Annotated in this window: 12 protein-coding genes; 4 read left to right on the forward strand and 8 right to left on the reverse strand. The window is 72.1% G+C overall.

The genetic code is table 11. From position 1 onward, the window contains the following. The first annotated feature begins 67 nt into the window (after window positions 1-67). Window positions 68-1,069 carry a GNAT family N-acetyltransferase gene (locus tag OG767_RS27510; RefSeq protein ID WP_405091112.1) on the forward strand — a complete coding sequence of 334 codons (1,002 nt, stop codon included), beginning with the start codon at window positions 68-70 and terminating at the stop codon, window positions 1,067-1,069. Between the two features lie 2 nt (window positions 1,070-1,071). Here OG767_RS27510 and OG767_RS27515 read toward each other — a convergent pair whose 3' ends face one another. The 3 genes from OG767_RS27515 to mshB all read right to left on the reverse strand — a co-directional run bounded on the left by OG767_RS27515 (window position 1,072) and on the right by mshB (window position 3,034). Beyond that, the gene (locus tag OG767_RS27515) at window positions 1,072-1,536 is read right to left on the reverse strand and encodes a hypothetical protein (RefSeq protein ID WP_405091113.1); all 465 of its coding nucleotides are present in this window, start codon (window positions 1,534-1,536) and stop codon (window positions 1,072-1,074) included. 86 nt (window positions 1,537-1,622) lie between these two features. Further along, window positions 1,623-2,096 carry a hypothetical protein gene (locus tag OG767_RS27520; RefSeq protein WP_405091114.1) on the reverse strand — a complete coding sequence of 158 codons (474 nt, stop codon included), beginning with the start codon at window positions 2,094-2,096 and terminating at the stop codon, window positions 1,623-1,625. 17 nt (window positions 2,097-2,113) lie between these two features. Then, window positions 2,114-3,034, reverse strand: coding sequence for an N-acetyl-1-D-myo-inositol-2-amino-2-deoxy-alpha-D-glucopyranoside deacetylase (gene mshB / locus OG767_RS27525; RefSeq protein WP_405091115.1), 921 nt, complete (start codon window positions 3,032-3,034; stop codon window positions 2,114-2,116). A gap of 87 nt (window positions 3,035-3,121) precedes the next feature. Between mshB and OG767_RS27530 the strand changes: the two genes are divergently transcribed. Continuing rightward, on the forward strand, window positions 3,122-5,269 hold the full coding sequence (locus OG767_RS27530) for a prolyl oligopeptidase family serine peptidase (RefSeq protein WP_405091116.1): 2,148 nt from the start codon (window positions 3,122-3,124) through the stop codon (window positions 5,267-5,269). A 94-nt stretch (window positions 5,270-5,363) separates the two neighbouring features. Here OG767_RS27530 and OG767_RS27535 read toward each other — a convergent pair whose 3' ends face one another. Genes OG767_RS27535 through OG767_RS27555 form a run of 5 tightly spaced genes read right to left on the reverse strand, consistent with a single transcriptional unit; the run spans window position 5,364 to window position 11,291 of the window. Continuing rightward, on the reverse strand, window positions 5,364-7,106 hold the full coding sequence (locus tag OG767_RS27535; protein WP_405091117.1) for an ABC transporter substrate-binding protein: 1,743 nt from the start codon (window positions 7,104-7,106) through the stop codon (window positions 5,364-5,366). A gap of 48 nt (window positions 7,107-7,154) precedes the next feature. After that, the gene (locus tag OG767_RS27540) at window positions 7,155-8,141 is read right to left on the reverse strand and encodes an ABC transporter permease (RefSeq protein ID WP_405091118.1); all 987 of its coding nucleotides are present in this window, start codon (window positions 8,139-8,141) and stop codon (window positions 7,155-7,157) included. 11 nt (window positions 8,142-8,152) lie between these two features. Further along, a complete protein-coding gene (locus tag OG767_RS27545; RefSeq protein WP_405091119.1) occupies window positions 8,153-9,160 on the reverse strand; it encodes an ABC transporter permease in 1,008 nt (335 codons plus the stop codon). Then, window positions 9,157-10,188, reverse strand: a complete 1,032-nt coding sequence (locus OG767_RS27550) for an ABC transporter ATP-binding protein (protein ID WP_405091120.1) — start codon at window positions 10,186-10,188, stop codon at window positions 9,157-9,159. The genes OG767_RS27545 and OG767_RS27550 overlap by 4 nt, the downstream gene beginning before the upstream one ends. Next, window positions 10,185-11,291, reverse strand: coding sequence for an ABC transporter ATP-binding protein (locus OG767_RS27555; RefSeq protein ID WP_405091121.1), 1,107 nt, complete (start codon window positions 11,289-11,291; stop codon window positions 10,185-10,187). The genes OG767_RS27550 and OG767_RS27555 overlap by 4 nt, the downstream gene beginning before the upstream one ends. A gap of 240 nt (window positions 11,292-11,531) precedes the next feature. Here OG767_RS27555 and OG767_RS27560 point away from each other — a divergent pair, with 240 nt between their 5' ends. Beyond that, window positions 11,532-12,080 carry a Uma2 family endonuclease gene (locus OG767_RS27560; protein WP_405094330.1) on the forward strand — a complete coding sequence of 183 codons (549 nt, stop codon included), beginning with the start codon at window positions 11,532-11,534 and terminating at the stop codon, window positions 12,078-12,080. 32 nt (window positions 12,081-12,112) lie between these two features. Continuing rightward, on the forward strand, window positions 12,113-13,549 hold the full coding sequence (locus OG767_RS27565) for a TldD/PmbA family protein (RefSeq protein WP_405091122.1): 1,437 nt from the start codon (window positions 12,113-12,115) through the stop codon (window positions 13,547-13,549).

Here is a 13,549-nt window from a genome sequence, read left to right on the forward strand (position 1 = left end):
CCGCAAGACTCGTCGCGATCATCCGCAACGGTAAGAGCCTAGTATCTCGCCGGGGAGGAGGTCGATCGTGCTCCGACAGCAGGATGTGGGACACCGGATCGTGGTCCGCCGAATCGTGGGGATCCGGGAGGGCCGGCCGCTGTTCTCCGACGCGCTCGGCGATCTGGTCGAGCTGAGTGAGACGCACATTACGCTGGTCACGGACGGTGGCCCGCTCCGCGTGCCGGTCGGTGAGGTGCACCGGGCGAAGCGGGTGCCACCGGCTCGCCGGCCGACCGCCGTCGCCGTGGTCGACCTGGAAAGCGCAAGCGATGAGGCGTGGCCGGCCCCGATTCGCGGCCGGCTCGGCGACTGGCGGCTGCGTTCCGCGGCCGGTTGGACCGGCCGGGCGAACAGCGCGCTCCCGATCGGCGACCCCGACCGGCCGCTGCCGGCGGCGCTGGACGCGGTGCAGCGCTGGTACGCCGACCTCGGCCAGCCGGCCCTGGTGAACACGCCGCTGCCGCTGGCCGCCCCGGTCGGCGCGGAACTCGACGCGCGCGGCTGGACGGCCCGCCCGCCGGTGCTGGTCCAGACCGTGCCGCTCACCACCCTGACCGCCCCGCCGCCCAGGTCGACGCCGGACGCGACCGCGCCGGAGCGGACCGATCCGCTGGCCGTCGCCGACCTGCCGCCGGTGGCGCTGGCCGTCGCGCCCACCGACGACTGGCTGGCGATCGCCGCCGACCGCAAGGGCGGGCTCCCGGAGGCCGCGCGGCACGTGCTCACCGCCGTGGACCGGATCCGCTTCGCCGAGCTACGGGTCGACGGCCGACTGCTCGCGGTGGGGCGCGGCACCGTCACCGGCGGGGGGCGGTGGCTCGGCGTGAGCCTGCTCGAAGTGCTGCCGGAGGCCCGCCGGCGCGGGTACGCCGCCGCGGTCGTCCGCGCACTGGCCGGCTGGGCCGCGGCCGAGGGGGCCACCCGGGCGTTCCTCCAGGTCGAGCAGCGCAACGTCGGCGCGGTGGCGCTCTACCACCGGCTCGGCTTCACCACCCACCACACCTACCTGACCCGGGTGGCGCCCTGACGTCAGCGGCGGACGATCCGGCGGGGCCGGGACGTCTTCAGCTCGGCGTACCGCTTGAGCTGGCGGGAGCGGAAGTCACGGCCCAGCGCGGTGAGCGTCAGGTAGCCGACCAGCACCCCGGCCGCGGTGGCCGCGAGGTAGAGCCAGATCTGGGCGAAGAACAGGCCGGCGCCCCCGCCGAACGGGTTCTCGCCGACCAGCAGCGGGCCGACGAAGACGGTCAGCGCCAGCGCCGCCACCACCGCGACGGCCAGGTCACCGGCCCAGTGCCCGACCGGCCGGTCGGCGCCCCAGCGGAACGACACCCCGGCCAGGACCAGACCGATCGCCAGGAACATCACCAGCGAGACCCGGCTGGCGGCGGTGTCGTCGTCCGGGAAGGCGAACTTGATGACCAGCCGCGCCACCACGTTGACCGCGAACAACGCGGCCGTCAGCACCCCGACCGCACGCCACCGCTGACCCATCGCACGCCTCCCGCACGTACCGCCCGCCCCGGCGGCGAGCCTCTGGCAGGAATGTCTACCACCGCCGCCGGTGCGGCGTCAGCACCTCAGCGGTCGACCGCCGGTGGCGTCACCACGTGCCGGAAGCCGAGCACCGCGAAGGTGACCGCGCCGGAGACGATCAACGCCAGGCCGAGCACGTTGTCGCCGGCGAGCGCCAGATCGCCCTCGGTGGTCCGGAACCCGCCCACGACGATCACCAGGAACCACGGCAGCGCGGCCAGCGCCACCCCCCACCGGCTGCCCGTCGACAGGTGCGCGAACCAGCCCAGCAGCACCGTCGACGCCGCCACCGCGGCGATCCCGGCGACCGCCAGGCCGATGCCGACGAGCGCCTGCGCGCCCCCGGACCGGCCCTGCACCGCCGCCCAGGCCCAGGTGGCGAAGATCAGATCGAGCAGCGCGAACAGCGCGCCGGCCCAGACCGACACCACGCCGCCGGCCACCCGCAGCACGCGGTCCAGCACCCGCTCCACCGCGCTGGGCGGTGCGGGCGGCTGCTGCTCCGGAAGGACCGACACGGGCGCGGCGGGCGACGTCACCGGAGACCGGCCGCGACCGGGGCACGGTCCGACCCGGCCAGCGCCAGCCCGGCGAAGAGGTCGTGCTCCCAGCCGTACCGGCCGCCGCCGGGCCCCTTCTCGCCGACCGCGAGCGTGAAGTACTCCACCCCCATGAACTCGGCGCCGAAGTTGCCGGCGATCGCGTAGAGCCAGGAGTCGGCCGGGATCTGCGTGGCGTGGGCGCGCATCGCCGCCTCCTTGGCGGCGTGCTGCTCGGTGGCGTCCACCCGCGCCGCGATCTGCGCGTCCGGCGTGCCGAACGGCAGCTCGTCGGCGCTGGAGATGCCGGCGAAGGGATTGTCCGACGACTCGGTGAACGTCTCCAGGCCGGCGTCGAGCACGCTGCGCGGCATGGCCGTCCAGTAGACCTTCGCCGGGGCGGTCCCCTCGGCCGCCGCCAGCTCCACCGCCCGCATCGTCACCCGGTGCGCCTGGATGTGGTCGGGATGGCCGTAGAAGCCGTTCGGGTCGTACGTGACCACGACCTGGGGGCGGACCTCGCGGATCACCTCCAGCAGGTGCCCGGCGGCGGCGTCCAGGTCGGCCCTCCAGAACGCCCGCGGGTGCTCGTTGGTGGCCATCCCCATCATCCCGGAGTCGCGGTAGCGGCCCGCGCCGCCGAGGAACCGGTGGTCGGTGACGCCGAGCGCGGCACAGGCTGCGGTCAGCTCGCCGATGCGGTAGCCGCCGAGCTGGTCGGCCTCGGCCGCGGCGAGCCCGGCCAGCGCCGGCACGTGGATCTCGCCCTCCTCACCCAGCGTGCAGGTCACCAGCGTGACGTGGGCGCCGGCGGCGGCATAGTGCGCCATCGTCGCGCCGGTGCCGATCGACTCGTCGTCGGGATGCGCGTGGACCAGCAGCAGGCGTCGGTCGGGCAGCGTCGTCACGCCCGTCACTCTAACCGGCGGTCCTGCCCGTCCGACGGTCATGCGTCCGCCCAGGTCGGCCACATCACGCCCGGTGCCCGCCTACGATCTGCAGGCGTGGACTTTCCCGAGCTGGCCGCCCGTACCCGTCGGTTCAGCCTGGGGGCGCCGCGCGCCGTGACCGTCGCCGGTGACGGCTCCCGGGTGCTCTTCCTGCGTTCCGCGGGCCCGGAGGACCCGGCCGACGCGCTCTGGCTGCTCGACGTCGACACCGGCGAGGAACGCCTGGTCGCCGACCCGGCGGTGCTGCTCGGCGCGGACGCGGAACCGGCCCGACCGGCCCCCGGCGAGCGGGCGCTGCGCGAGCGGCTGCGGCTCAGCGCCGGCGGCATCGGCGGGTACGCGCTGGACGCGACCGGCCGGGTGGCCGCGTTCGCGCTGGCCGGGCGGCTGTTCCGGGCCGACCTGCGGCACGGTGACGTGGTCGAGGTGGCCACCGTCGGGCCGGTGATCGATCCGCGTCCGGACCCGACCGGCGAGCGGCTGGCCTACGTCACCGACGCCGCCGACGGCGTCCGCCGGGGTCAGCTCCGGGTGGTCGAGCCGGACGGCACGGACAACCTGCTCGCCGGCGAGGACAGCGGCGTGACCTGGGGGCTGGCCGAGCACATCGCGGCCGAGGAGTTCCACCGGTACCGGGGTTACTGGTGGGCCCCGGACGGGCGCGCGGTGCTGGCCGCCCGGGTCGACGAGTCCCGGCTGCCCCGGTGGTACCTGCACGACCCGGCCGAGCCGGCGACCCCGCCGACGTCGCTGGCGTACCCGGTGGCGGGTGGCCCGAACGCGGAGGTCAGCCTGCACCTGCTCGACCTCGACGGCGGCTGGGTCGACGTGCACTGGGACCGGGAGACCTACCCCTACCTGAGCGCGGTCGAGTGGGCGGACGGCGGGCCGCTGATCACGGTGCTGCGCCGCTCCCAGCAGCACGGGCTGGTGCTCGCGGTGGACCCGCGTACCGGGGAGACGCAGGTGCACGCCGAGCTGGCCGACCCGCGCTGGGTGGAACCGGTCCCGGGCACCCCGGCGCACCTGCCCGACGGGCGGGTGCTGGTCGGCGGCGAGCTGGCCCACGACGGGTACGACGCCCGCTGCCTGTTCGCCGACGGCACGCTGCTCACCCCGCCCTCGCTGTACGTGCGGCGGGTGGTCGGGCGGCTGCCGGCCGGCCCCGACACGGCCGCCGACCTGCTGGTCGAGGCGAGTGAGGGCGAACCGAGCCAACGCCACCTCTACCGGGTGCGGACCACCATCGGCGGCGGGATGGACGCCCGCCGGATGGGCAGCGACCCGGGTTGGCACACCGCCGCCATCGGTGGGGCCACGCTGGCGGTCGGGACCGCCTCGCTGGAGTACGCCGGGGTCCGCTGGCGGGTGTGGCACGGCGACCGCGAGGTGGGCGAGCTGCGCTCGCTGGCCGCCACCTGCTCGTACGCGCCGCGCCCGACGCTGGTGCGGGTGACCGACCGGCGGCTGCCCAGCGCGGTGCTCTACCCGGCCGAGCACGTCAAGGGCACCCGGCTGCCGGTGCTGGTGGACGTCTACGGCGGGCCGGGCCACCAGGAGGTGGTCGCGGCGCGCGACGCCTGGCTGGAGCGGCAGTGGTGGGCCGAGCAGGGCTTCGCGGTGGTGACCGTGGACAACCGGGGCACGCCCGGCATCGCGCCGTCGTTCGAGAAGGCGATCCACCGCCGGGTGGCGGACGTGATCCTGACCGACCAGGTGGACGCGCTGACCGCGCTCGCCGGCAAACACCCGGACCTGGACCTGGACCGGGTGGCGGTGCGGGGCTGGTCGTTCGGCGGCTGGCTCGCCGGTCTGGCGGTGCTGCGCCACCCGGAGCTGTTCAAGTGCGCGATCGTGGGCGCGCCGGTCACCGACTGGGCGCTGTACGACACCGCGTACAGCGAGCGGTACCTGGGCATGCCGGAGGACGGCATGGACGTCTACGCGCATCACTCGCTGGTGGAGCTGGCCGCCGAGCCGCTCGGCGCCCCGGCCGACGCCCGACCCATGCTGCTGGTGCACGGCCTGCTCGACGACAACGTGCTGGCCGCGCACACGCTGCGGCTCTCCGCCGCGCTGCTGGCCACCGGCCGCCCGCACGCGGTGCTCCCGCTCACCGGCGCGACTCACCTGGCCGCCGGCGGCGCATCCGAGCGCCTGCTCCGCCTGGAGCTGGACTTCCTCCGCCGCTACTTGGTGTAAGGAGGGGCCCCCTGTTAACGCCTCAGGTAGAGAAGGGGCCCCCTCTCACACACACGTGTTAAGAGGGGGCCCCTCCTTACCTCAGGGCCGGGGGCTACTGCTTGACGTACGCGTTGACGAAGTTCGGGTAGCCGAAGACGGAGGAGATGAAGACGCCGCCGGCCTTCGAGCCGTGCACGTTGTACGCCACGTCGACGAAGAGCGGCACCACCGGCGCGAACTCCTTCATGATCCGCTCGTCGAGCTTGCCCCACTCCGGGCCCTGCTCGGACGGGGGCATGGCCAGGATCCGGTCCATCTCGGCGTTGATCGCGTCGTCGTTGAAGTACGACGAGTTGCTGTTGCCCTCGGCCTTGATGGTGCGGCCGTCGTAGAGCACCGGCAGGATCGACGCGCCGCTGGGCCAGTCCGCGGCCCAGTTGCCGATGTAGAGGTCCCACGGGTTGTTCTTCTTCTTGACCTCGTCCAGCTTCGCGTCGTCCGGGATGTTCCGGACGGTGATCTTGAAGCCGGCACGCTCCAGGTTGCCCTTGAGCTGGACCGCGATCTGCTGCTCGTTGGTGTTGTCCGCGACGCCGAGGACCAGCTCGGGCGTCTGGCCGCCGAGCAGCTCCTTCGCCTTCTCCGGGTTGCCGTTGGCACCCGCCGGGTACGCGTCGTACGCCTTGTAGCCGATGGTCGACGACGGCATCAGGGTGGTCATCGGCTGGGCGACGGTCTGGCCGCCGAGCGCCTTGACCAGGCCCTCACGGTCGATCGCGTAGTTGAGCGCCTGGCGGATCTTCAGATCCTTGACCCGCTGGGTGTTGATCACGAGCTGGTTGGCGCTCGGGGTCGGGGAGAGCAGCGTCCGGGCCTTCAGCGCCGGGTCACCGGCCACCTTCGCGACCAGCGAGGGCGGCACCGAGTTGAAGGCCAGCGCGCTCTGGTCGGCCCCGTTGTCGGCGATCACCCGGTTGTTCGCGGCGTCCTGCGTCGGGCCGAAGGTCCACACGAACTGGTCCGGGTACTGGTGGCGGACCGGGTCGGTCTTCGCGTCCCAGTTCGGGTTGCGGTCCAGCGTGAGCTGGACGCCCACCTGGTTCTTGGCCACCTTGTAGGGGCCGGACGAGAACGGCTTCTGGTCCAGGTTGACGCCGGTGTCCTGCTCCGGCTTGAGCGGCGCGGTGGTCGGCAGCGAGACCGCGAACGGCAGGTCGCAGCGGGGCTTGGCGAACTCGAAGCGCAGCGTCTTGTCGTCCGGCGTGGTCAGACCCGGCGGCAGCGACGTCTTGTTCTTCTTGAAGTCCCACTTGGTGTCGAACTGCGGGGTGTCGGCCAGCCACTCCTGGAGGTAGGTCGGGCCGCCGGTGAGGTCCGGGTCGAACGAGCGGGCGATGCCGTACGCGATCTCCTTGGCGGTGATCGGGCTGCCGTCCTCGAACTTCACCCCGTCCTTGATGGTGAATTCCCAGACCTTGCAGTCGTTGTTGACGTTCTTGCCCGGGGTCTCGGCCAGGTCGCCGACCAGCACCAGGCCGCCCTTGCCGTCGTCCTTCCAGGTGGTCAGGTAGCGGGCGAAGAGCGGGTTGGCCATCAGGCCGGCGAACGAGTACGTCCGCTGCGGGTCCAGGTGGGAGATGGGGGTCTCCCGGATGATGGTGAACGTGCCGCCCTTGGCCGCGCCGTCCACCTCCGCCGCGGGCCCCTGGGAGTCCTTCGGGTCGGTCGCGATGACGCCGGTCTGCTGCCGGTTGCCGTCCACCTTGGTGCCTTCGCCCGTGTTCTCCGAGCAGGCGCCCAGCCCCACCACCAGTGCGATGGCGCCGCCGACGGCGGCCGCTGCACGTGGTCGCATCTTCTACCTCCAGGAAATAGTTTCGATAAATTTCGTCGGGCCGGACGCTCAGCCCAGCCGCACCCGGGGATCGATCACCGCGTAGAGCAGGTCCACCACCACGTTGGCCAGCACCACGAAGACCGCCGCGATCAGCACGGTCGCCATGATGGTCGGCAGGTCACCGGCGCGGACCGCGTCCACCGCCGTCCGGCCCATCCCGTTGAGCCCGAACGTCGTCTCGGTGATCACGGTGCCGCCCAACGCCCCGCCCACGTCCAGTCCGGCGATGGTCACCACCGGCGTGATCGCGGCGCGCAGCGCGTGCCGCCCGTAGACGGTCCGTTTGGCCAGGCCCTTGGCCCGCGCCGTGCGGACGAAGTCCTCGGACAGCGTCTCCAGCATCTGGGCCCGGGACAGCCGGGCGTAGATGGCGGAGAAGAGGAAGGCCAGCGCCAACCAGGCCAGCACCAGCCCACTGCTCCACTTGAGCGGATCGTCGAACAACGAGGTGTAGCTCGGCACCGGCAGCAGCCGCAGGTTGTAGACGAACACGATGAGCAGCACCGCGCCGACGAAGTAGAGCTGCAACGAGGCGCCGGTCAGCGAGAAGCCGATCGCCGCCCGGTCCAGCCAGCTGCCCCGGCGCAGCGCCGAGAGCATGCCGAGGCCGACGCCGAGCAGCAGCCACAGGACCGCCGCCGGGATGACGATGCTCAGCGTCACCGGCAGCACCCGGGCGATGGTGTCCGAGACCGCCTCGTTGGAGACGTACGACCAGCCGAGACAGGGCGCGTCGCACCGGCCACCCTGGGCGCTGCCCAGGTCCCGCCCGGTGACGATGCCCTTCATGTAGCCGGCGTACTGGCTGATCAGCGGGTCGCGCAGGCCCAACTCCTGGCGGACCCGCTCCAGCCGCTCCGGGTTGCAGTTCTTCGGGCACATGCCGGTCACCGGGTCACGTGGCAGGGCGAAGAACATCAGGAAGCTGAGCACGCTGACCGCGAAGAGCGTGAGCGCGGCGGACAACAGCCGGCGTATGAGGAAACGCGTCATGGGCCGGCCTCCTACCGGGACGACTTCGGGTCGAGCGCATCGCGCAGCGCGTCACCGAAGAGGTTGAAGGCGAACACGAGCGCGAAGATCGTGATGCCGGGAAAGAAGACGTACGCCGGGTCGGTCTGGAGGTAGTCGAGGCTGCGGTAGATCATCCGCCCGAAGCTCGGCGTCTCGTCCGTCAGCCCGACGCCGATGAACGACAGCGCCGCCTCGCTGGTGATGTACTGCGGGACCGCCAGCGAGAAGGCGACCAGGATCGGCGCCCAGACGTTCGGCAGCAACTGGCGGAACAGCATGTGCCCCAACCCGGCGCCGCTGGCGCGCGCCGCCTCCACGAACTCCCGCTCGCGCAGCGCGATGATCTGGCCCCGGACCAGCCGGGCCGTGCTGGTCCAGCCGAACAGCGCGAAGATCGCGATGAGCACCCCGATCTGGAAGTACGCCGGCACGGCCTCCCGCTGGCCGTAGAAGCGCAACGCCACGGTCGGCATCAGCGCCAGCGCGATGATCAGGAACGGCATGGCCAGCGTCAGGTCGGTGATCCAGTTGATCACCGAGTCGAGCCAGCCGCCCAGGTAGCCGGCGAGGGTGCCCAGGGTCACGCCGATCGCGGCGGTCAGCACGGCCGCGGCGAACGCGATGAACAGCGACGTGCGCAGTCCGTGCACCATCCGGATGAAGATGTCGCGGCCGAGGCCGGGCTCCAGCCCGAACCAGTGCTCGCCGGTGACGCCGCCGGCATAGCCCAGCGGCATGCCGTAACCGTCGAGGCGGCTCTGGAACTGTTCCTTCGGCCCCACCCCGTACAGCGCCTCGATCAGCGGCACGGCCAGCGCGACAAGCACGAAGAAGACGAGCAGACCGCCGCTGACCAGGGCGGTGCGGTCGCGGCGCAGCCGCGCCAGGGCGAGCTGGCCCGGCGAGCGGCCGACGAACTCCCCGTCCCGCCGCTCACTGCCGTCGGCGGGCGTCTCGATCTCGGCGAGGGCCACACCCTCGACCGGGGACAGACTCATTCCGTCACCTCCTGCGCGTCTGCGGCGTCGGCGACGCCGACCGCCACCGGACCCGCCTCCGGGTGGTGGCAGGCGGTGAGTTGGGTGCCGCCGTCGCGGGTGGTCAGTGCGGGTGTCTCGGTGGCGCAGCGGTCGGTGGCTTTCCAGCAGCGGGTGCGGAAGCGGCAGCCCGATGGTGGGTTGAGGGGGGTGGGGACATCGCCGGTGAGACGGATCCGGCCGGCGGGGCCGAGCGTGGTGACGTCCGGGATGGCCGACAGCAACGCCCGGGTGTAGGGGTGCTGCGGTCGGGTGTAGATAGCGTTCCGGTCGCCGATCTCGACGATTCTGCCGAGGTACATGACCGCGACGCGGTGGCAGAAGTGACGGATCACGGCGAGGTCGTGGGCGATGAACACGAACGCCAGGTCCAGGTCGCGTTGCAGGCCGCGTAGCAGGTTGATGACCTGCGCCTGGATGGAGACGTCGAGGGCGGAGACCGGCTCGTCGGCGACGATCAGCTTCGGTTTCAGCGCGAGGGCGCGGGCGATGCCGACGCGTTGACGTTGCCCGCCGGAGAACTCGTGCGGATACCTGTTGTAGTGCTCGGGGTTGAGCCCGACCAGCTCCAGCAACTCCTGCACCCGCCGCTTGACCCCGCCGGGTGGGGTGATGTTGTTGACCTGCAACGGCATCGCCACGATCCGCCCGACGGTGTGCCGCGGGTTCAACGACGCGTACGGGTCCTGGAAGATGATCTGCAAGTCCTGCCGCAGGTCACGCAGATCCCGACGACCGGCGTGGGTGATGTCCCGGCCGGCGAACGTGATCGACCCGCTGGTGGGTTCCAGCAGGCGCACCAACATCCGCCCGGTCGTGGTCTTCCCACAGCCGGACTCCCCCACCAGACCGAGCGTCTCGCCCGGCCGCACGTCGAAGTCCAGGCCGTCGACCGCCCGCACCGCCCCCCTGCCACGCAGCCCGTCCCGCACCGGGAAATGCTTGGTCAGCCCCCGCACCGACAACAGCGGCTCGGTCTCGACGCTCATCGGGCCACTCCCACCTGGGCGATGTCCTGCTGATAGAGCCGGGTGCGCTCCTCGGCCGGCAGGTGGCAGGCCACCAGATGCCCCGCCTCCCCGGCCGCCCGGAGCACGGGCACCTCCGTGCGAGAGCGGTCGCCGTTGACGTCGGCGTAGCGGCAGCGGGGATGGAACGCACACCCCGACGGCAGATTGATCAACGACGGCGGATTGCCCGGGATCGGCACCAGGTCCGCGTCCGCGTCGCCGTGCAACGACGGCACGCTCGACAACAACCCCCAGGTGTACGGATGCTGCGGCGTCCGCAACACCTGCGCCACGCTGCCGTGCTCCACGGCCCGGCCGCCGTACATGACGAGGACGTCGTCCGCCACCTGGCTGACCACGCCCAGATCGTGCGTGATCAGGATGATGGCCGACCGGAACTCCTCCTGCAGATCGGCGAGGAGGTCCAGGATCTGCGCCTGCACGGTCACGTCCAACGCCGTGGTCGGCTCGTCGGCGATCAGCAGGTCGGGGTCGTTGACCAGCGCCATCGCGATCATCGCGCGTTGCCGCATCCCACCGGAGAACTCGTGCGGGTACTGCTCGAACCGCTTTGCCGGCTGCGGGATGCCGACCCGGTCCAACATGTCCACGGCTCGGGTGCGGGCCTCCCGCCGGCCGGCCCGGGGATGGTGCACCCGGTACGCCTCCGCGATCTGCTTGCCCACCGAGTAGTACGGGTGCAGCGCCGACAGCGGATCCTGGAAGATCATCGCCATGTCCCGGCCGCGCAGCCGCCGCACCTCCTCATCGGGCAGGCCGACGAGCTGACGCCCGCCGACGGAGATCTCCCCGGTGACGGTCGCCCGCTTGGACGTGCTGTGCAGGCCCAGGATCGCCAACGACGTGACGCTCTTGCCGGAACCGGACTCCCCCACGATCCCGAGCGTGCGACCCCGCTCCACCGCGAAGGACACGCCGTCCACGGCCTTGACCACGCCGTCCTCGGTGTCGAACCGCACCCGCAGGTCTCTGACCTGGAGATAGGGCGCGTCGCCGGCGCGTTGCTCCGGCACCTCCGGGCGGTCCGGCTCCCCGGACGGCACCGCCTCCGACCTGCCCATTGACCGCCTCCCCTTCGGTGATGAAGAGAACCTACAGGAAACCTCTGGAGGCGAAAGTAAGCTACATCGAGCGGTCTGTCAGCGGTCAGAGCGTAACGACTGGGTTTCCGACCTGAACAGCCCTCACCTGGGACATTCACCGACGCGACTGGGCATCATCGTCCCGGCGTCGCACCCGAGGTGCGACCATGGTCGCGGCGACCACGGGAGGATTCCCGCCAAAACGAGGTGGAGGTGACCATGACCGCGGCGGTGTTCGGCCACGACGGCCCATGGACCGAAGAGGAGTACCTCGCCCTCGGCGAGACGCGGCAGCGCGTCGAACTCTTCGACGGGAGCCTCCACGTGACGCCCGCACCCACCCCGCGACACCAGCGGATCCAGCGAAACCTCGGCAACCTGCTCGAAGCTGCGGCTCGGCGCGTGGGCCTGGAACTGCTGGAGACGGTCAACGTCCGCCTTCGGCCGGGCCGGATCCCCATCCCTGACCTGGTTGTCACCGAGCCGATCGACTTCGACGAGCCGATGATCGAGGCGCGGGACGTGCGGCTCGTCTGCGAGGTCATCTCGCCGAGCAACGCGTCGACCGACAAGGTGCTCAAGATGCACTACTACGCCGCCGGCGGCATCGAGTGGTACCTGCTGGTCGAGCAGGAGAACGGCACGCTGCACCTCTACCGGCGGCAGGGCGGGCACTACCGGGAGCAGTCGGTGACCAAACCCGGTGACGTGCTGGAGCTGACCGAGCCCGTCCGGGCCACGATCCGGCCCGAGGATCTCGTCCCCTGACGGATGTCGGTGCGCTCGCCTAAGGTCGGCCCATGAGCGAGTTCGACGCGGCGACCGCCGCCGTGCAGGCCGCCCTCGACGCGGGAGCCCGCTACGCCGACGCCCGGGTGATGCACCGCCGGTACGAGTCGATGTCGGCGCGCAACGGCGACATCGAGGAGCTGGCCCAGCACGAGAGCATCGGCCTGGGGGTGCGCGCGCTCGTCGGCTCCGGCTGGGGCTTCCACGCCGTACCCGAGCTGTCCGACGCCGCGGCCCGCGACGCCGGCCGGCGCGCCGCGGCGATCGCCGCCGCGAGCGCGCGGGTTCCCGGCCCGCCGGTGGACCTGGTGCCGGTGGAGGCAGCGGTGGCGAGCTGGGCCTCGGAGTGCGCGGTCGACCCGCTCGGGGTGCCGCAGTCCGACAAGGGCGACCTGCTGGTCGGCGCCACCGCCACGATGCGCGAGCACGGGGCCGACCTGGCCGAGGGGCTCTACCAGATCTGGGACACCACGAAGTGGTTCGTCTCCAGCGAGGGCCACCGGATCGACCAGCACATCCGCGAGTGCGGCGGCGGCATCTCCGCCACCTCGATCGGCGACGGCGAGACGCAGCGCCGGTCCTACCCGAGCTACCGCGGGCAGTACGGCACGACCGGCTGGGAGCTGGTCACCGCGCTCGACCTGGCCGCGCACGCCGCACGGGTCGCCGAGGAGTCCCGCGAGCTGCTCACCGCGCCGGAGTGCCCATCCGGCGAGACCGACCTGATCCTCGGCGGGGAGCAGCTCGCGTTGCAGATCCACGAGTCGGTCGGGCACGCCATCGAGCTGGACCGCATCCTCGGCTGGGAGGCGGCGTTCGCCGGCACGTCCTGGCTCGACCTGGCCCGGCTCGGCTCGCTGCGCTACGGCTCGGAGCTGATGAACGTGACGATCGACCCGACCATCCCGGGCGCGCTCGGCAGCTTCGGCTTCGACGACGAGGGGTCGCCGGCGGTCCGACGGGACGCGGTGCGCGAGGGGCGGTGGGTCGGGGTGCTCGCCGGCCGGGACTCGGCCGCCGTCGCCGGCCTGGACCACGGCGGCAGCGTACGCGCCGACGGCTGGGCCCGGCTGCCGATGGTGCGGATGACGAACGTGGGCCTGGAGCCAGGCCCGCACACGCTCGACGAGATCATCGCGGCCACCGACGACGGGGTGCTGATGGACATCAACAGGTCCTGGTCGATCGACGACAAGCGGCTCAACTTCCAGTTCGGCTGCGAGGTCGGCTGGGAGGTGAAGAAGGGGCGCCGGGGCCGGATGCTGCGCAACCCGACCTACACCGGCATCGGGCCGGTCTTCTGGCGCTCGATGGACATGCTCTCCTCGGAGACGGTCGCCTGGGGCACGCCCAACTGCGGCAAGGGGCAGCCCGGCCAGATCGGGCACACCGGGCACCCGGCCGCGCCGGCCCGGTTCCGCGGCGTGCGGGTGGGGGTACGCGCATGA

It is taken from the genome of Micromonospora sp. NBC_01392 (genome assembly GCF_045040125.1).
GTDB lineage: Bacteria > Actinomycetota > Actinomycetes > Mycobacteriales > Micromonosporaceae > Micromonospora.